Consider the following 18,212-nt stretch of genomic DNA (forward strand, 5'->3'; position numbering starts at 1 on the left):
ACTCTCCGTGAATGTTTACCCGTGATCGGGCAGACACATCGGAAGAGCGGAACAGCCACCATCGGAATAAGACGGTGTGTTCCTGCGTCCTCGCTGTGTTTTGCCTACCTGCCGCATGGGCCGGTAGGACTTCAAAGGAACCACCAACCACCGAAGTGGCCGGGGTATCAACATATTTGGCGTTGACTTTTGGCACGCTGTTGAGTTCTCAAGGAACGGACGCTTCCTTCGTACTCACCCCTGCGGGCTTTCCTCCGGACGTTTTCGTTCGGTGTTTCTTTTGTGTTGTTGCGTTTCCGACTCTATCAGACCGTTTCCAGTGCCGATTTTCTCGGTGCTTTCCAGGTTTTCCGCTCTCGCGTTTTCCCTTTCCGGCGGTTCCGACTCTATCAGACACATTTTGGCCGAGCTAATCGACCTGATGATTCTGAATAGGGAATCGAAAGGCTCTCACCGGATGTAAATCCTGGAGAACGAGGGAGACGCTAACCGGTCGCCATCGAGTTTGTCCAACTCAAGGCAACCGTTCGAATCTACCTCCCCTTTGTAACCATGTCAACGGTCTTTGGGGCGCCATGCAGACTAGCAGGTCAGAGAGGTTGCACGCACGTCAAGCGGCTGCGGGGAGCTCGGAGTTCCGGTCCGCCGGTTCGACATCTCCTCGTTCACCTGCTCGGGCAGCCCGGCCGCCCAGTACGTAGACGTACAAGAGGAAGACGAGTTCCGCTGCAACGCCGATCGTGACGCGAGCCCAGGTGTGGAGACCGGACGGGGTGACGAAGCCTTCGATCAGGCCCGACACGAAGAGGACCAGTGCGAGGCCGATGGCCATACCCAGGGCGGCTCGGCCTTCTTGGGCCATGGCAGCCCTACGGGTGCGCGGCCCCGGGTCAATGAGAGTCCAGCCGAGGCGGAGTCCCGTACCGGCGGCGACGAAAACGGCGGTGAGTTCCAGAAGCCCGTGCGGCAGGACCAGTCCGAGGAACGTGTCCAAGCGGCCCGCGGCGGACATCAGGCCCACGCCGATGCCCAGATTGAGCATGTTGAGGAAGAGGATCCAGAGCACCGGCAGGCAGAGGAACGCGCCGAGCGCGAGGCACATGGCGGCCGCCTGGGCGTTGTTCGTCCAGACCTGGGCTGCGAAGGAGGCGGCCGGGTGGCTGGAGTAGTACGACTCGTACTGGCCGCCGGGCCGGGTCAGCTCGCGGAGGTCCCCAGGGGCACCGATGGACGCCTGGACTTCGGGGTGGACGGCGATCCACCAGCCGATCACCGCTGCCGCCGCGATGGAAAGCAGTGCGGTGGGTATCCACCAGCGCCGGGAGAGGTAGACCGCGGCCGGAAAGCCCGCGGTCACGAACCGCGCAGCGTCCCGCCAGGAGGCACGGCGGGTGCCGGTTACTACGGCACGGGCCCGAGCCACGAGGTGAGTGAGGCGGGCGACCAGCGCGGGGTCCGGGGTCGTGGACTGGAGCAGCGAGAGATGCGTCGCGGTGCGCTGGTAGAGAGCGACCAGTTCGTCGACCTCGGTGCCTGAGAGCCGGCGGCTACGGCTCAGAAGTTGGTCGAGGCGGTTCCACTCGGCGTGGTGGGCGGTCACGAAGACGTCGAGGTCCATGGTCGGCTGCTGCTCCAGGCACTGGGTCCGGGTCCGGCGGGAAAACACAGCATTGCGCGCGCTGCGGGTCAGCTTGGCAGACTGAGGATTTCAGGGGTGGGGAAGGTCTGCGAGAGGTGGGCAGCGGTGAGTCGGTTCGTGACGGGCGACGCGGTGGTCCTGGGGGTGCGCCCGGCACGCCTGCCTACTCGGGCGCTGGCATTGCTGATCGACATGGTGGTGGTGTGGACGGCCTACCTCGCGTTGGTGCTGGCGCTGGCGGTGGCCACCGCTTCGCTGGACGACGCGGCGACAGCGGCGGTCATGGTGGCTTCGTTCCTGTTGTTTCTGGTGGGGGCTCCGATCGCGGTGGAGACGCTGACGCGTGGGCGTTCCCTGGGGAAGCTGGCCTGCGGACTGCGGGTGGTGCGGGACGACGGTGGACCGATCCGGTTCCGCCATGCGCTGGTGCGGGGAGCGGTGGGGGTCGTCGAGATTTTGGGCACCTTCGGCGTTGTGGCCTGCATCGCCTCGCTTGTTTCCCCGCGAGGACGCCGGATTGGGGATGTTCTCGCGGGGACGCTCGTGGTGCGGGAGCGGGTGTCGGCGGGGCGGGCCGGTGCGGTGCCGCCTCCGCCGCTTTGGTTGGTGGGTCGTTTTGCCGGGCTGGATCTGTCGCGCGTGCCGGATGGGTTGTGGCTGGCCGTACGGCAGTACCTGACGCGCATGGCACAGCTGGACCCTCAGGTGGGCGGGGCGATGGCGCAGCGGTTGGCAGGGGACCTCGCCGGGTACACCGGAGTATCGGCGCCTCAGGAGGCGCCTGCGGCCGCCTACTTGGCGGCGGTGGTGCACGAGCGGCAGCTACGCGACGCCCGGCGGGCGTTCCCGGGTGCGGCTGGCCCTGGCGGGGCGGTCGGGCCGCGGGTTACGGGTCCGAGTGCTGTGACTCACGAGGCGGAAGGGCCGTGGGGCCGGGCGCCGGGTGAGGCTGTACCGCGGAGCGCGGGTGACACGCAGACTCGTGGGCCGAGCGAGGCTGTGGCGCAGGGCGCGGGTGAGGTGTGGGGGCGGCCAGGGGGTTTTGTGAGCGAGCGCGCGGGTGGGGTGGCGGGGCAGGGAGCGGCGGAGAGCGCGTCGCCGCTCGTCGTGCCGGACTCGGCGGACGGACGTGTGGGCGCCCCTGGGACCGCGCTACCGGTGAGTGAGGTTCCGGTGACCGCCCCCGAGGGCGGCTCGCGGGGCGGGACGGGGGACGACAGGCCACGGAGAACGGGGTTCGCTCCCCCTTCGTAGGTGCGGGGCGTTGGGTCAGGCGCCGGCGGTGTCCGGAGCCGCGGGGAAGACCGACGGTGGACTTTCGAGGTGTTCGAGCTCGATTCCCGGTGCGGAGAGCACGACGTCCCCCGCGAGGTGGATCAGGTGTTGTTCACCGGTGTCCAGGGCGCCGACCTGGTATTCGTCCACCGTCAGGGGGCCGTTGTCAGTGGCGTGTGCTTCGCTTCTCACCAAGGCCCAGGACTGGTCGAGCGTACGTGGTGCCAGGACGGGGTCGGTGAAGGCGACCAGGCGGACGCGGGCGGCGGGGGAAGCGGGGGTGAGGCGCAGCAGGCGGGCGGTGGCGATGAGGAATGCCGGGGAGGTGCCGGTGAAGGCATGGGCGCGGACATTGCCTTCGGTGGCGTGCTCGCCGGTCGGGTCGGTACGGACCCAGGTGACGCCGTCGAGGGCGGCCCCCCGTACCTGCCAGCTGGAGGCGTGGAGTTGGAGCCGGATGGGGCGGCCGAGTTCGTCGAGGGCGAGGTCGAGGGAGCCGGCGTGGCGGCCGGAAGGGGTGGTGGTCTGGGAGACGTAACGCCAGCCGGAGGGGCCTGGCGCGCAGTGGAAGTGTTCTTCGCCGAGAGGGGTGTGGTCGTGGGTGTCGTGCAGTGAGTAGCGGCCGCGGGGCATGGCGTCCTTCGGGTCTTGCGGGTCGCACGGGGGCGGGCACGGGGCAGGCCCCCGGCACGGGAGTCCGGGGGCCTGCCCGACAGCCGGCGCCGTGCTGCGGCGAGGCTGTCCACTGCTGGTGAGCGGCGTGGTGCCGGTCGGCTCAGTAGCGGTAGTGGTCCGGCTTGTACGGGCCTTCGACCGGGACGCCGATGTAGTCGGCCTGCTCCTGGCGCAGGGTCGTCAGCTTGACGCCGAGGGCGTCGAGGTGGAGGCGGGCGACCTTTTCGTCGAGGTGCTTGGGCAGCACGTAGACGTCGGTCGGGTACTCCTGCGGCTTGGTGAACAGCTCGATCTGGGCCAGGGTCTGGTCCGCGAACGAGTTGGACATCACGAAGGAGGGGTGTCCGGTCGCGTTGCCCAGGTTGAGCAGGCGGCCCTCGGACAGCACGATCAGGACCTTGCCGTCGGGGAACGTCCAGGTGTGGACCTGCGGCTTGACCTCGTCCTTGACGATGCCCTCGACCTTGGCGAGACCGGCCATGTCGATCTCGTTGTCGAAGTGACCGATGTTGCCGACGATGGCCTGGTGCTTCATCCTGGCCATGTCCGAGGCCATGATGATGTCCTTGTTGCCCGTCGTGGTGATGAAGATGTCCGCGGTGGAGACGACATCGTCCAGCGTCGAGACCTGGTAGCCGTCCATCGCCGCCTGCAGGGCACAGATCGGGTCGATCTCCGTGATGATCACCCGGGCGCCCTGGCCGCGCAGCGACTCCGCGCAGCCCTTGCCGACGTCGCCGTAGCCGAAGACGACGGCGACCTTGCCACCGATGAGGACGTCGGTGGCGCGGTTGATGCCGTCGATGAGGGAATGCCGGCAGCCGTACTTGTTGTCGAACTTCGACTTCGTCACGGCATCGTTCACGTTGATCGCCGGGAAGAGCAGGTGACCGTCGCGCATCATCTCGTACAGGCGGTGGACGCCGGTGGTGGTCTCCTCGGTCACGCCGCGGATCTCCGAGGCGAGCCGGGTCCACTTCTGCGGGCTCTCACCCAGGGTGCGGTTGAGGAGCGTGAGGATGTGCGCGTACTCCTCGGAGTCCGCGGTCGACGGGTCCGGCGCGGCCCCGGCCTTCTCGAACTCGACGCCCTTGTGGACGAGGAGGGTGGCGTCGCCACCGTCGTCCAGGATCATGTTCGGGCCGCCGGTGGCGGTGTCCGGCCAGGTCAGCGCCTGCTCCGTGCACCACCAGTACTCCTCCAGCGTCTCGCCCTTCCAGGCGAAGACCGGAACGCCCTGCGGGTTCTCCGGAGTGCCGTCGGGGCCGACCGCGATGGCCGCGGCGGCGTGGTCCTGGGTGGAGTAGATGTTGCAGGAGGCCCAGCGGACGTCGGCACCGAGCGCGACGAGGGTCTCGATGAGCACGGCCGTCTGGATCGTCATGTGCAGCGAGCCGGTGATCCGCGCGCCGGCGAGCGGCTGGGTGGCGGCGTACTCGCGACGGATCGACATCAGGCCGGGCATCTCGTGCTCGGCGAGGATGATCTCCTTGCGCCCGTACGCGGCGAGGGAGAGATCGGCGACCTTGAAGTCCTGGTCGGTGGCGACAGTCGTCATGAAGTGCTGCTCCTCGTGAAGTGGTGCGAGGCGGTTACGGCTGATCTGCGGCGGCGGGCATACGAATGCCCGAGCACTCGCAGCGCAGTCCGTCGGAGGCCCTCTCTCCCTCGGCCGGTCCTGCGGACCGCCCGACCGCCATCAGCAGCGACGTCTGGCTAGGTTACGAACCTACACCGATCGGCCCAGCGACCCCCAGCCCGTCCGGGGTGTGATCCTGGCCGTAATCCGTGTGACCGGCAGGGCGCATTTCGGCACCTTGAGGACTTTCCGTGCAGGTGGTGGGAAGGGTGTCGCTGGTCGGACGCGGCGGAGGTCTGCTGCGGAGGTTACGGGTGCGGCTGGAAAACGTCCGTAGGGCGAGAGGTGGAGCGCCTCCGGGCACCGTCTGTGGGGCGCCCGCATCCGCGTAGCGATGTGCTTTCGGCCGTGTACAGGACGTGCCGTACGCGGGAAGGCCCCCGTCCGGTTGGGCGGGGGCCTTCGGGGCGGAGCGCGTCAGAGAGCGGGGCCCGCCGGGGTGTGCCCGGGGTCCTGGCCCATGGCGGCCGCGGTCTCGCTGTAGATGTCGGGCTCCAGGTAGATGACCCGTGCGATCGGTACGGCGGCGCGGATGCGGTCCTCGGCGGCGTTGATCGCCTGCGCGATCTCCGCGGCCGTGTCGTCGTGCTGTACGGCGATCTTGGCGGCGACGAGGAGTTCCTCGGGGCCGAGGTGGAGCGTGCGCATGTGGATGAGTCCGGTGACCGTCTCGCCGTCGACGACGGCGGCCTTGATCCTGTCGACCTCATCGATGCCGGCCGACTCGCCCAGCAGGAGCGACTTGGTCTCGGCCGCGAGGACGATCGCGATGATGATCAGCAGAATGCCGATGCAGAGGGTGCCGATGCCGTCCCACACGCCGTTGCCGGTGATGAGAGCCAGGCTGACGCCGATGAGCGCGAGGATCAGGCCGACGAGCGCGCCCAGGTCTTCGAGAAGGACGACGGGCAGTTCGGGGGCCTTCGCGCGGCGGATGAAGTCCTTCCAGGACTGCTGGCCGCGGGTCGCGTTGGACTCCTGAATGGCCGTGCGGAAGGAGAAGCTCTCAGCGATGATCGCGAAGATGAGTACGCCGACCGGCCAGTACCACGCCTCGATCTCGTGCGGGTCGTGGATCTTCTCGTAACCCTCGTAGATGGCGAACATGCCGCCGACGGTGAAGAGCACGATGGAGACGAGGAAGGCATAGATGTAGCGCTCGCGGCCGTAACCGAAGGGGTGCTGCGGGGTGGCTTCGCGCTTGGCCTTCTTGCCGCCGAGCAGGAGCAGGCCCTGGTTGCCGGAGTCGGCGAGGGAGTGAACGCTCTCCGCGAGCATCGAGGACGAGCCGCTGAAGAGAAACGCCACGAACTTCGCGACGGCGATCGCGAGGTTGGCGACGAGAGCCGCCACGATTGCCTTGGTGCCGCCTGACGCGCTCATGGGTACAGGGTTCCTTTCTGGAAATCCTGGTGGACGGGGATGCCCTGAATGCTGCGGCCGGAGCGCCACAGGGAGGTGCGGCCGCACATTGTTGCAGCTTCGGGTGGTGAGTGTGGGGTCGCTGGTGCGTCAGGCCATCAGGGTGGCACGGAAAACCGTGCCGGGCCCGGACAGTTCGGTATTTTCGCTCGCCGGTACGAACACGGACTGGCCGGGGGTGAGGGGGAGTTCACCGGCCCGGGGTGTGCCCGCGGTGCAGAGCAGGATCTGCGGGGCGCCGGCCGGAAGACGTACCGGAGCGGCGTCCCGGGGCAGGACGTACCGGGAGAGCCGGAACTCGTCGGTCGGGGTGACGTACAGCTCTTCACCGTCGGGGGCGGCTTCGGGGCGGAGGATGCCGGGGTCGGTCGCCTCGAAGCGTACGACGCGCAGGAGTTCGGGGACGTCGACGTGCTTGGGCGTGAGGCCGCAGCGCAGGACGTTGTCCGAGTTCGCCATGATCTCGACGCCGAGGCCGTCCAGGTAGGCGTGCGGGACGCCGGCACCGAGGAACAGGGCCTCACCGGGCTGGAGTTCCACGTGGTTGAGGAGCATCGCGGCGAGGACGCCCGGGTCGCCCGGATAGTGGTGGGCGAGGGACACGGTCATCGCGTGAGCGGCTGCTTCGCGGGGCGGAGTGCCGGGGTGGGCGGCCAGGCGTCCGGCCGCGGCGGCAGCCTCCGTGACCGTGGCGGCGATCTCGGTGCGGTCGGCGGCCAGGACCGCGGTGAGGACTTCGCGGAGGGCGGCTTCCTCGGGGCGGGCACGCAGCAGGTCCGCGTACGGCTTGAGGGAGTCGACGCCGAGGGATTCGAGGATTTCGGCCGATTCGGCGGGAACTCGGAATCCGCACAGTCCGTTGAACCGGGTGAGCGCACAGATCAGTTCGGGTTTGTGGTTGGCGTCCTTGTAGTTGCGGTGCGGGGCGTCGACCGGGACCCGGCGGCGTTCCTCGTCGGCGTACCCCTCCTGCGCCTGGGCGAGGTTCGGGTGGACCTGGAGCGAGAGCGGTGCTCCGGCGGCGAGCACCTTGAGGAGGAACGGCAGTCGCGGGCCGAATTTCCTCACCGCCGCCGGGCCCAGCTCGGTCTCGGGTGCGGCGGCGATGACGTCGGACAGGGCGTACGACTGTGCTGTCCCGTCCTGGGCCGCTTCCCCGGTTCGTGCGCGGGTGAGGCGGGAGGGCGCGCCGGGATGGGCGCCCATCCACAGTTCGGCCTGCGGTTCGCCGGTGGGCTCGGTGCCGAGGAGTTCCGGGATGGCGGTGACGGAACCCCAGGCATAGGGGCGCACGGTGTTGTCGAGGCGGTCCATGGTGGCTCTTTCCGGTCCGGGGCCGTGAGTCGGAGACGATCCGGCGGGCGTCCGCCGGGAAGTGTCAGCCGGCGGGCGGAGGTGCGGATGCGGCGAGGGAGAGGTAGGCGGTCGCGAAGTCTGTGACGGCGAGAAGCTCGGCGAGGCTTTCCAGCTCGCCGCCCTCGCCGGGTTCGAGTTCGCTGAGCGCCGTGTCGTGGCCGAGGGCGAGCTCGCGGGCGGCGGGAGCCGCGGTGAGGCCGCCGGTGAGGCGGTCGCGCAGCAGCACCACGCGGGCACGCAGTGCCTGGGGGTCCTCCACGCGGTCCCGGAAGAAGTCCTCCGGGTCGGCTCCGGCCGCGTACGTGCCGGTGAGCAGCATGCCGTGGGCGGGCAGCGCTTCGGGCAGTTCGGCGGCGAGGGCCGGGCGGCCCGCCAGCTCGGCCAGGACGGCGGCGAACCGGCGGCCGACCGGGCTCGCGACGGTGCCTTCCGTCCAGACCAGCGGGAGCGAGTCGGCCAGCTCGGTGGCGAGCGTCTTGGCCGGGTTGCTGTACGTGGCGACGGCCGGGCCGCAGCGCTCGGCGGTGTGGTCGAGGCGGTCGGCGACGAGCTGGAGGGTCTCGGGGGGCGCGGAGAGGAGACCGACGCGGTCGAGCAGGACCAGGAGCGGGGTGAGCAGCGCCCAGAGGGCGCCGGGGCCCGCGGCGGTGCCGTTGTCGTACTCCTCGTACGGGGCGGCCGCCATGGGTACGACCACTCCGTGCACGCCGCTGACGGACTCGCTCAGCGGGGAGCGTTGCGGGGCGACCGCGACGACCGTGCAGCCGCGGCGGTAGGCCTGTTCGGCGAGGAGGGCGAGGCCGGGCTCGGCGCCGTCCGTCGTGACGAGCAGCAGGAGGTCGACGGAGCCCGCCCAGCCGGGAAGTGTCCAGCGCAGGGCGCCCGCGGCGGGGGCGACGCCGGTCGGGTTGAGACGGGCCACCGGGCAGGCGGCGCCCGCGAGGGTGGTCAGCAGGTCGCTCACCCCCACGGCGGCGATGCCGGGTCCCGCGATCAGTACGGCGCGGGGGCGGCCCTCCGGCTTGAGTTCGGCGAGGCCGGCCTCGGTGGCGTGCCGGGCGGCGGTGCGTACCCGGGCTCCGGCCTCGGCCGCGCCGCGGAGAAGCCCGCGGTGGTCGGCTCGGGCCAGAGCTTCCGGGGCATCGAGCAGCGACTCGTCGAGCATGGGGTGAAGCCTCCGATCGCCTTGCACGGATTGGGACTTGCGGGACGCCAGGAGGGGGCCCGGCGCTGGTGGCCGGGGGCGGGTTCCGGGCGGTGGCCGCGGTCCCTGAACGGGATCTGGTCCCGGGGGGCCGGGCCTGGTGGCCCGGCCTGGGCATCCATCGATGGGGCTGGGCCTGGCAGTGGTCGGGTCAGGCGGGGCGGCGGGCCTCGTCCACGAGGAGGACCGGGATGCCGTCGCGTACCGGGTAGGCCAGTCCGCAGTCCTTGCTCGTGCAGATCAGTTCCGGGGTGTTCGCTGCCGTCTCGTCGCCGAGCGGGGCGTGGCAGGCCGGGCAGGCGAGGATCTCCAGGAGGCCGGCTTCGAGCGGCATGGGGGGTGGTCCCTTCAGAGCGTGCGGTGTGCGGGGTGCGCGGGTGCGGGTGCACGGGTGTGCGCGGCGTTCAGGTGCGTGGTGCGTGTACGGGTTGGGCGAGGTCAGCGTACCGCCGGGGTGGGGTGGGGGGAGGGGGTTGGGGGTGCGGGTTCCGGGGTGGGGTCGCACTGGGGTGGGGTCGGGGTGAGGGGGCGCGGGGTGGGGGGGGGGTGCGGGGTGGGGCGTACGGGGGGGGTGGGGACGTAGGGCAAGGGACGGCGCCCGCTGAGGGCCGCCCCTTGCCCGCCCGCTCCGCCCCGCGGGGCGGCCCGCCGCCCGAGGAGGCTGGCGTAGGGGTGTCCCGCCGCCCAAGGGAGCTACCGGGGGTGGGCGGCCCCGCCGCCGAAGGGGTCGGGGCCGGGAGGGGGTGGCCGCGCCGCCCAAGAGGGCTATGGAGAGCGGGCGGGCACGGCGAGGGAGGGGGGCTGGCGTTGGGGCGGGAGAGGGAGGGGGTTCGCTCGGGGGTGGGGTCAGGGGTGGAGGAGGGTGAGGGTTTGGTCGCGGATCTGGCGCATGGTGGGTTCGTCGCGGGCTTCGACGTTCAGGCGCAGGAGGGGTTCGGTGTTCGAGGCGCGGAGGTTGAACCACCAGTCCGCGGCGGTGACCGTCAGGCCGTCGAGGTGGTCGAGGGTGACGTCGTCGCGGTCGGCGTAGAAGGCCGAGACCGCGGCGGTGCTGGCGGCCTGGTCGGTGACGGTGGAGTTGATCTCGCCGGACCCGGCATAGCGGTCGTACGAGGAGACGAGGGCGGAGAGGGGGCCCTCCTGCCCGCCGAGCGCCGCCAGGACGTGCAGGGCGGCCAGCATGCCGGTGTCCGCGTTCCAGAAGTCCTTGAAGTAGTAGTGCGCGGAGTGCTCGCCGCCGAAGATCGCGCCGGAGGCCGCCATCTCGGCCTTGATGAACGAGTGGCCGACGCGGGTGCGTACGGGGGTGCCGCCGTGCTCGCGCACGACCTCCGGGACCGACCAGGAGGTGATCAGGTTGTGGATGACCGTGCCGCGGCCTCCGTTGCGGGCGAGTTCGCGGGCGGCGACGAGCGCGGTGATGGCGGAGGGGGACACGCCCCGGCCGCGTTCGTCCACGACGAAGCAGCGGTCGGCGTCCCCGTCGAAGGCGAGGCCGAGGTCGGCGCCCTCGGCGAGGACGCGGGCCTGGAGGTCGACGATGTTCTTCGGGTCGAGCGGGTTCGCCTCGTGGTTCGGGAACGTCCCGTCGAGCTCGAAGTACATCGGGACGAGGGTGAGCGGCAGGGACTCGAAGACGGTGGGCACCGTGTGGCCGCCCATGCCGTTGCCCGCGTCGACGACGACCTTCAGCGGGCGGAGCGCGGAGAGGTCGACGAGGGACAGCAGGTGGGCCGCGTAGTCCTGCAACGTGTCGCGGGAGGTGAGGGTTCCCGGGGAGGCGGCAGGGGCCGGCGCGCCGGTTGTGGACCACTTCTCGACCAGCGCGCGGATCTCCGCGAGGCCGGTGTCCTGACCGACCGGAGCGGCGCCGGCGCGGCACAGCTTGATGCCGTTGTACTGCGCCGGGTTGTGCGAGGCGGTGAACATCGCGCCGGGAAGGTTCAGCGCGCCGGACGCGTAGTAGAGCTGGTCCGTGGAGCAGAGGCCGATCTCGGTGACGTCCGCGCCGAGGGCTGCCGCACCGCGGGCGAAGGCCCGCGAGAGGCCGGGCGAGGAGGGGCGCATGTCGTGGCCGACGGCGATCGCGTCCGCGTCGGTGACTCGTACGAAAGCGGCTCCGAACAGTTCCGCCAGGGTTTCGTCCCACTGGTCGGGGACTACCCCCCGTACGTCGTACGCCTTGACGATCTGTGACAGATCAGCAGCCACGGCCACCCCTCCTGAAATTCCTGTTCGGTCGGCCCAAAACTACCCGTGCGGGGGTACTGCGGGCCGTGCGGTCCGAGCGGAGCTCGCGGGAGGAGAAGGCGGTACGGGAAACTACTCGGGCGACCGGAGGACCCTCAGGTGGCCGCGCCGGGTGGCGGAGGGTGCGCCCGGGTTCGCCGTACGCGCGCTGTTGGCGTCGGAGTCGGCGGGACGTTCGTGCGGCCGGGCGGCCTCGCGGACGGCGTTGGCGAGCGCTTCGAGGTCGTCACCGCTGGGACGCGCGGGGGCCGAGCTGTCGGAGAGCCGGACCACCTCCCAGCCTCGGGGCGCGGTCAGCCGGTCCGAGTGCTCGGCGCACAGGTCGTAGCAGTGGGGCTCGGCGTAGGTGGCAAGCGGACCGAGAACTGCGGTCGAGTCCGCGTAGACGTACGTCAGTGTCGCGACGGCAGGGCGGCCGCACGCGGTGCGCGAACAGCGACGTACAGGGCTCACGAGGTTGGACGGTACCGCACTCTTGAACGGGCCGCGACGACTCACCCCCGACGGCACCCCACCGTGTCGCTCCCGGGGTGTTCTCCTGAGCGGTCCCGGGGCGGCTGCGCTGACCTGCGGGAAGGCGGACGGGACGGAAGGATCGGTCCGGTCGTTTCGGTCACATAAAGCCGTGTATGCGCCAATTGACGAAAAGTCCGTGATCGCTGACAGGCGTGATTTCGAGCCCCTGCTTGGCTGAAACGATCAATCGAGGACAGGTGCGGCGTCCGGCCGGAGACCTGATCGTGGGGCTCGCAGGAGGGCTACGCTGCGTCAGTGATGGACAGTTCCGGACCGCACCGATCCCCCGGGCCGCACGCAGTCGGCTCCCCGCCCGCCGAACCGCCCCCCGCCGGCCCCCGGCCGCGCAGGCGTGACCGGCACGGCCGCGGCATGCGCGGCCCGGTGGCGCCGCCCCAGGTGCCGCTCTCGGTCAGCCGGGCGGAGGTGTTCGGCGATCTCGTACGGGACTCCGTGGAGCGGCTGGAGCGGCGCTGGCCGCAGCTCTCCGAAGTCGACTTCCTGGTGCTCGACGTGCCCCGCGCGCCGAGTGCGGAGGGGGCCGAGGACTGGACGGACGAGCCGGTTCCACTCGGCGGGGTGATCGCGTCGGGCAGCACGGGCGAGGGCAGCCCGGCACGCGTGGTGGTCTACCGGCGTCCGGTGGAGATCCGTACCAAGAGCCGGGACGAGCGGGCGATGCTCGTGCACGAGATCGTGGTCGAGCAGGTGGCCGAGCTGCTGGGGCTGGCTCCCGAGTCGGTCGATCCGCGCTACGGCCAGGACTGATCCCCGCCCGGCGGGGGCACCCACGCTCCCACGCGTCCGGCACCCACGACGGACGGCAGGACCGGACTCGACCGTTCCCGACCATTTCCGACGGCAAAGGCCCCCCTTGCGCGGGCGGGCCTTTGCGATCACTTCCGTGCACACGGGCCGGTGACCCGTGTGCGTCGGCGACGTGCACGGCCCAGGGCTCCGTACGCGTCGGGGATGCGTACGGAGCCGGGGCGGCCGTCAGTCGTCCAGGACCGACAGGTCGCTGTGCGCCCGGGGCACCACGACGGTTCCCTTGTCGTCCGGCAGGGTCTGGATGGTGAACATCGGGACGTTGTCCTCGGGGAACTGGAGCATCCGCGCCGCGTGCACCGGGCCGCCCGAGACCGTTTCGACGGTCAGCGCGTACGAGCCCTTCAGGCCGGTCGGCACGGGTGCCGTCAGCGACTGCGTCGTACCGGCCTTGACCTTGTACGTCCTGACGACCGGCGCGCCGCCGCCGCTGCCCGCCGATGCGGTCACCTTCACTTCGCCGGCCGCCCCCGGCGCGACCAGCGACAGCACTCCGCCCTGTGCCCTGTTGTCGGCCACCGAGGAGCGCGCGCCGATCGGGGCGGTCGCCGGGACGAACGCCACCTCCTGCTTGTCCTTCGTGCCGCGCACGATCCGCACCGCGGCCACCACGGGGGCCCCGCGCCCGCCCTGCGAGGGCGTGAGCACCAGGGAGCCCGCCTCGCCCTTGGTGACGTCGCGCAGGTCGAGCGAACTGGTCATCCGCGACTTCACGTGCAGCGTCTCCGCCCCGGCCGGGGTGAGCGAACCGTTGGCACCCGCCAGCCGCACCTTCAGATCGGCGTCGTCCTCACCGGTGGCGAACACCACCAGGCGCACCGAGGTGGCGTCGGCCGGGATGCCGGGGAGCACCACGCTGCCCGTCGGGTCGGCCGAGGCGGCCAGCCAGTCGCTGCCGGCCTTCGCCTCCACGGCCTGCACGGCGGCGGCGACGCGCCCCGCGCGCGTGCGGACGTGGACGGTCGCGTCCGTCACCCGCGTGGCCGACAGCGTGGACAGGAGCACCGCGACGCTGGAGCGCGGCGGCACGGTGATGTTCTGTCCCGTCTCGGACTTGAGGGCGCCCTGCGGCCCGTACAGCTCGACGTCGGCGACGGCCGCGGCGTCGTCCGGGTTGGTGAGGTGGACGTAGTCCTGGCGGGTGGCGGCGGTGCTCGCGCCGGGGAACCAGAACGCGGTGTCCGGCGCGGTGCAGCTGACTCCCAGCACGCCGCGCGAGGTTCCGGCGGCGACCTTGGTCGTCTGCTGCGCGGCCCAGCCGGGCGCGAGAGCGCCGTCCGCGGTGCCGACGAGGGCGGGGCGCTCCGCACCGCTCGCGGTGGCTGTGACGGGCGTCCCGGGCCCCGCCAGCGAGACGACCGGTTTACCGGCGGCCTTGCCGCCCGCCGGGAACAGTTCCGCCTTGCCCGGCTTCGCGTCGCCGGCGCGGCCGGGCGCGGCGTCGCTCTTCGGGGTGAAGGCGGAGTACGTCGTCTCCGCCAGGTCGGACGTGCTCGGCGCGGGGCAGAGCAGGCTGGAACGCTCCACTGGCTGCCGTGCCGCGGCGGCCGCGGGGGCGCCCTCGGTGTCCGGGCCTCCGTTGCCTTCGGGGGCGGTGACAACGGCGAATCCGGTGACGGCGGCGAGGGCGGTGGCGGCGGCCAGCAGGGAGAGGGTGGCGCGGTTCATCGGTGGTTGCTCCCGTCGGGACGCTGCCGGCCGTTGTCCTGGTCGTCAGCGAAGGGGTCGTACGGCTGCTGCTGCGCGGGGTGCTGCGGGTCGTAGCCCCCGCTCGCGTAGGGGTCGTACTGCTGCTGCGGGTAGCCGTAGGCGTCGTACTGCTGCCCCTCCGGGTAGCCCTGCTGGGTGCCGTACGGGGCGGGCGGGGCGGCGTCCTGCTGGTAGGGGTCCTGCGCGTAGGGCGGGGGCGCGGGGACCTGGGCGTCCCACTCGCCGTACGACGCCTGCTGCGGCACCGCCGCGTAGGGGTCCTGGTCGCCCTCGGGCGCCGGGTAGGGCGAGGCGTACGGGTCCACGACCTGGGCGGCCGGTTCCTCGTGCGCGGTCTCCGCCTCTGCTGCCGCGCGCAGTCTGCGCGCCCGGCGGCCCTCGCCCTCGACGGGGGCGGCAGAGAAGTCCGGGGCCGCCTCCTCGGGCAGGTCGTCGTCGATCTCGCGGCGCCGGCCGGGCAGTGCGAGCACCACCAGGAGGAGGGCGAGCGCGCCCTGGGTCCACAGCCAGACGGTGTGGGTGAGCGGCGCGGAATATGTCAGGACAAGCTTTCCGCCCCCGGCGGGCAGGTCGAAGCCCTGGGCCCAGCCGTCGACGGTCTTCTTCGTCAGCTCGCGGCCGTCGAGCGTGGCCCTCCAGCCGGGTGCGGCGGCGTCCGCGAGGCGCAGCACGCGGCCCTGGCCGCCCTGCGGGACGGTGGTGTGCGCCTCGACGGCCCCGGAGGCGACGGGTTGGGCTTCGGCGCCCTCCCCCGGCGGCACGATCATGAGGCGGGCGACCTGGCGGTCGACGCGCCACAGGGCGCTGCCGTCGAGCTGGCTGAGGCGGCCGAGGCCGGGGGTGGAGTCGAGCACGCGGCTCATCTGGCGGGCGCCGGCGCCGTCCCGTACGAGGACGTAGCGCACGGCGAAGGCACCGAGCTGGTCCGCCTGGTCCGCGCCGGAGCCCGCGACAAGGTTCGAGACGATCTTGTCGAGCTGCGGGGTCGCGGCGCCCGCCTCGGTCAGTTCCGCGTCGCCGAGACGTCCGCCGGAGCCGCGTACGAGCGAGTACGACACCCGGTTGGCGGAGGTGCCGCCGAGTACCAGGGTGCGGGGCTGGTCGCGGGTGGTGGACTCCTCCGCCACGAACGCGGGCACCTGCACCGGGTCGCGCCTTCCGAGCGGCCCGTCGGCGCCGGTGATCAGCCAGCCCGCCGCGGCGAGTACGGGTCCTGCGGCCGCCGCGAGGGCGATCAGCACGGCGACCGGCTGGCGCCACCCGAAGCTCTGGGAGGCGACGCGTTCGCGGGCGCCGTCCGCTCCGAGCACGGTGGCCGCGATCAGCGCGAGGCCGTAGACGAGGGTGGCGGGACCCGCCCAGCCGTCCCGGTTGACCAGTACCGCGAGGACGAGACCGAGGAGGGCGACCACCCAGGCGCTGCGGATCGCGAACTGCCGCTCGCCGCGCAGCAGGGCGGCGAGCGCGGCGAGCACGATACCGATGAGCAGCAGTCCGCCCGCCGTCTTCGGTCCGCCCGGACTGATGCCGAGGAGGTCCAGTGCGGTGGCCGAACCCGCCCCGAAGGGCAGCCCCGCCTCGCGCAGCAGGGAGGCGGGCTCGGTCAGCAACGTGAGCGACCACGGGGCGAGCACCAGCACGGGAGTACCGACGGCGGCTGCCCAGCGCAGTGCGTACGCCACGAGGTCGTCGCGGCGCAGTACGAGCACGCCGAGGCCCAGGAGCACCGCGAGCGGCCACACGATGGGGGTGAACGCCGTGGCGATGCTCAGCAGCAGCGCGTACGCCCATACCGAGCGCCAGCCGGCACGTGTGCCGTCCGTGCTGCGGGCACCGCTCGCGGAGACGGCGCAGCGCGCGATCAGCGGCAGCAGCACCGCCAGGACCGCGGTGCCGATCCGGCCGCCCGCCAGCGCGCCGGTGACGGCGGGCAGGAAGGCGTACGCGACGGCCGCCCAGGCGCGCAGCAGCCGGGACTCCACTAGGGGCCGGGAGACGAAGTACGCGGTCAGTCCGGCCAGCGGGACGGAACCGACCAGGAGCACGGTGAGGGCCGCGTGCGCCGAGCCGAACAGCAGGGTCGCGAAGGCGGCGAGGAGCGCCAGGTACGGCGGCGCGGTCTGGGTGCCGCCGATGCCCGTGGGGTGCCAGGCGTGGGCGTAGCGGGCCCACAGTTCGGACGCCGCGTCGGGGGACGGCAGCAGGGCGCCGCCCGCCAGCGAGCCGCCGCCGAAGAGGCCGCGGCAGGCGACGAGGGCGACGAGCAGCAGCAGGGCGAACAGGACGGGCCCGGGCTTGCGGGCGACCTTCTTGACGCGGGCGAACTGCTCGACCTCCAGGAAGTCCGCGTCGTCGCCGCCGGGGCCGCTCTCGACGGCGCCGTGCCGGGAGCCTCCGGAGTCCGCCTCGGTGCTGCCGCCGAAGGATGCGGCGATCTGCTCGACGGTGGCCCGCAGGGTGGCGCCCGGCGGCGGGAACAGCGGCCGCAGTTCGCTCGGTTCGACGGCGCCCTTTCCGCGTGCCTTGCGGGCGGCCAGTACGCGTCCGGGCCGCAGCAGGACGCCGAGCAGTCCGGTGACCTCGTCGACGGCCTGCCCCGGCACCTTGCCGACGAGGTAGGCCAGCGTCCTCAGGAGGGTGCCGACGAGGAGGCGCAGCAGGACGTACGGCAGGACCGCGCCCCGGGCGTTGGCGAGCATGGTGTAAACGGCGCCCGCCTTGTCGACGCGGTGCGGGTTGGCGACGGAGCGGCCCGCGCAGTCGACGGTGCGGCGCTCGCGTGCGGCGGCCTCGGCGTGCCGCAGGACCGCGTCGGGGGCGACCAGCACGTGGTGACCGGCCGCGTGCGCGCGCCAGCAGAGGTCGACGTCGTCGCGCATCAGGGGCAGCCGGCGGTCGAAGCCGCCCAGCTGCTCCCACACGTCGCGGCGGATCAGCATGCCGGCGGTGGAGACGGAGAGCACGGAGCGGACCTGGTCGTGCTGGCCCTGGTCCTGTTCGCGGCGGTCCAGGCCGGTCCAGCGGCGGCCGCTGTTGGCGATGGAGACGCCGACTTCGAGCAGCTGCTTCCTGTCGTACCAGCCGCGGAGTTTGGGGCCGACGATCGCGGCGTACTGGTCGGAGTCGGCGACCCGGAGCAGTTCGGCGAGTGCGTCGGGGGCCGGGGCGCTGTCGTCGTGCAGCAGCCACAGCCACTGCACGGGCTCGCCGTGCGGCAGGTCCGGCATGTCGTAGGCGTCGTCGCGCCACTGCCTGCTGACGGGGTCCCAGCCGCTGGGCTTCTTCAGGTACGGGAGGTCTTCGGGCGTCAGGACGCCCGCCGTGCGGACGGCCTCGTCGACGGCGGTGCCGAAGCCGGTGCGGCGGGCGAGGTGCAGGACGCGCTCGTCGCCCAGTGCCTCGGCGACGAGGCGGGCGGAGTCGTCGGCGCTTCCGGTGTCGGCGGCGACGGCGTTCTGCACGGGGCGTTCCTGGCCGAGCAGTCCGTGCAGTACGTCGGGCAGCCAGCGCGCACCGTCATGGGAGACGAGTACGGCGGTGACGACGTGCCGTGGGAACTCGGGCGGGGTGGCGGCGGCCGCGTACGGGGCCGTTGATTGACTGACGGACATCGACGTACGGGCCCTCCGGCCGGGGTCCGGGGGTCGCCCCCCGGAAGGCTGGTGTAGCTGACTGCGGTGCACGCGCGGGCCCTCGCG

13 protein-coding genes are annotated in these 18,212 nt (G+C 71.9%); 2 read left to right on the forward strand and 11 right to left on the reverse strand.

What is annotated here, in order from left to right:
- Positions 1-610: 610 nt before the first annotated feature.
- Positions 611-1,618 carry a stage II sporulation protein M gene (locus HNQ79_RS08790; protein WP_185028817.1) on the reverse strand — a complete coding sequence of 336 codons (1,008 nt, stop codon included), beginning with the start codon at positions 1,616-1,618 and terminating at the stop codon, positions 611-613.
- Between the two features lie 126 nt (positions 1,619-1,744).
- On the opposite strand from HNQ79_RS08790, the gene HNQ79_RS08795 reads away from it, so the two are divergent.
- Complete coding sequence (locus HNQ79_RS08795) at positions 1,745-2,893, forward strand: RDD family protein (RefSeq protein ID WP_185028819.1); 1,149 nt, start codon at positions 1,745-1,747, stop codon at positions 2,891-2,893.
- Between the two features lie 15 nt (positions 2,894-2,908).
- On the opposite strand, the gene HNQ79_RS08800 is transcribed toward HNQ79_RS08795, so the two are convergent.
- The 8 genes from HNQ79_RS08800 to HNQ79_RS08835 all read right to left on the reverse strand — a co-directional run bounded on the left by HNQ79_RS08800 (position 2,909) and on the right by HNQ79_RS08835 (position 11,958).
- The gene (locus HNQ79_RS08800) at positions 2,909-3,547 is read right to left on the reverse strand and encodes a hypothetical protein (protein ID WP_185028821.1); all 639 of its coding nucleotides are present in this window, start codon (positions 3,545-3,547) and stop codon (positions 2,909-2,911) included.
- Between the two features lie 142 nt (positions 3,548-3,689).
- Positions 3,690-5,147, reverse strand: a complete 1,458-nt coding sequence (ahcY, locus tag HNQ79_RS08805) for an adenosylhomocysteinase (RefSeq protein WP_185028823.1) — start codon at positions 5,145-5,147, stop codon at positions 3,690-3,692.
- A gap of 498 nt (positions 5,148-5,645) precedes the next feature.
- Positions 5,646-6,611: a cation diffusion facilitator family transporter gene (locus tag HNQ79_RS08810; RefSeq protein WP_185028825.1), complete on the reverse strand. Its 966-nt coding sequence runs from the start codon at positions 6,609-6,611 to the stop codon at positions 5,646-5,648.
- A gap of 129 nt (positions 6,612-6,740) precedes the next feature.
- On the reverse strand, positions 6,741-7,964 hold the full coding sequence (manA, locus tag HNQ79_RS08815) for a mannose-6-phosphate isomerase, class I (protein ID WP_185028827.1): 1,224 nt from the start codon (positions 7,962-7,964) through the stop codon (positions 6,741-6,743).
- Between the two features lie 64 nt (positions 7,965-8,028).
- Entirely contained in the window at positions 8,029-9,171 is a 1,143-nt protein-coding gene (locus HNQ79_RS08820) for an SIS domain-containing protein (RefSeq protein WP_185028829.1), read from the reverse strand.
- A 190-nt stretch (positions 9,172-9,361) separates the two neighbouring features.
- Complete coding sequence (locus HNQ79_RS08825) at positions 9,362-9,544, reverse strand: Trm112 family protein (RefSeq protein ID WP_185028831.1); 183 nt, start codon at positions 9,542-9,544, stop codon at positions 9,362-9,364.
- A gap of 512 nt (positions 9,545-10,056) precedes the next feature.
- Positions 10,057-11,421 carry a phosphomannomutase/phosphoglucomutase gene (locus tag HNQ79_RS08830; RefSeq protein ID WP_185028833.1) on the reverse strand — a complete coding sequence of 455 codons (1,365 nt, stop codon included), beginning with the start codon at positions 11,419-11,421 and terminating at the stop codon, positions 10,057-10,059.
- A gap of 111 nt (positions 11,422-11,532) precedes the next feature.
- Positions 11,533-11,958, reverse strand: coding sequence for a DUF3499 domain-containing protein (locus HNQ79_RS08835; protein WP_185028835.1), 426 nt, complete (start codon positions 11,956-11,958; stop codon positions 11,533-11,535).
- A gap of 276 nt (positions 11,959-12,234) precedes the next feature.
- On the opposite strand from HNQ79_RS08835, the gene HNQ79_RS08840 reads away from it, so the two are divergent.
- Positions 12,235-12,744 carry a metallopeptidase family protein gene (locus tag HNQ79_RS08840; RefSeq protein WP_185029530.1) on the forward strand — a complete coding sequence of 170 codons (510 nt, stop codon included), beginning with the start codon at positions 12,235-12,237 and terminating at the stop codon, positions 12,742-12,744.
- 228 nt (positions 12,745-12,972) lie between these two features.
- Here the strand turns inward: HNQ79_RS08840 and HNQ79_RS08845 are convergent, their stop codons facing one another.
- Together HNQ79_RS08845 and HNQ79_RS08850 are read right to left on the reverse strand one after the other, a co-directional pair.
- Positions 12,973-14,472, reverse strand: coding sequence for a DUF5719 family protein (locus tag HNQ79_RS08845; protein WP_185028837.1), 1,500 nt, complete (start codon positions 14,470-14,472; stop codon positions 12,973-12,975).
- Positions 14,469-18,125, reverse strand: a complete 3,657-nt coding sequence (locus HNQ79_RS08850; RefSeq protein WP_185028838.1) for a glycosyltransferase family 2 protein — start codon at positions 18,123-18,125, stop codon at positions 14,469-14,471. Before HNQ79_RS08850 ends, HNQ79_RS08845 begins: the two co-directional genes overlap by 4 nt.
- Positions 18,126-18,212: the final 87 nt, after the last annotated feature.

The sequence above is a fragment of the Streptomyces candidus genome, assembly GCF_014207445.1.
GTDB lineage: Bacteria > Actinomycetota > Actinomycetes > Streptomycetales > Streptomycetaceae > Streptomyces > Streptomyces candidus.

Excerpts from the sequence above, each read along its gene's own strand:
- HNQ79_RS08790 (WP_185028817.1), bottom strand. The coding sequence starts at position 1,618 with ATGGACCTCGACGTCTTCGTGACCGCCCACCACGCCGAGTGGAACCGC.
- HNQ79_RS08800 (WP_185028821.1), bottom strand. The coding sequence starts at position 3,547 with ATGCCCCGCGGCCGCTACTCACTGCACGACACCCACGACCACACCCCT.
- ahcY (WP_185028823.1), bottom strand. The coding sequence starts at position 5,147 with ATGACGACTGTCGCCACCGACCAGGACTTCAAGGTCGCCGATCTCTCC.
- HNQ79_RS08810 (WP_185028825.1), bottom strand. The coding sequence starts at position 6,611 with ATGAGCGCGTCAGGCGGCACCAAGGCAATCGTGGCGGCTCTCGTCGCC.
- manA (WP_185028827.1), bottom strand. The coding sequence starts at position 7,964 with ATGGACCGCCTCGACAACACCGTGCGCCCCTATGCCTGGGGTTCCGTC.
- HNQ79_RS08820 (WP_185028829.1), bottom strand. The coding sequence starts at position 9,171 with ATGCTCGACGAGTCGCTGCTCGATGCCCCGGAAGCTCTGGCCCGAGCC.
- HNQ79_RS08825 (WP_185028831.1), bottom strand. The coding sequence starts at position 9,544 with ATGCCGCTCGAAGCCGGCCTCCTGGAGATCCTCGCCTGCCCGGCCTGC.
- HNQ79_RS08840 (WP_185029530.1), top strand. The coding sequence starts at position 12,235 with ATGGACAGTTCCGGACCGCACCGATCCCCCGGGCCGCACGCAGTCGGC.
- HNQ79_RS08845 (WP_185028837.1), bottom strand. The coding sequence starts at position 14,472 with ATGAACCGCGCCACCCTCTCCCTGCTGGCCGCCGCCACCGCCCTCGCC.
- HNQ79_RS08850 (WP_185028838.1), bottom strand. The coding sequence starts at position 18,125 with ATGTCCGTCAGTCAATCAACGGCCCCGTACGCGGCCGCCGCCACCCCG.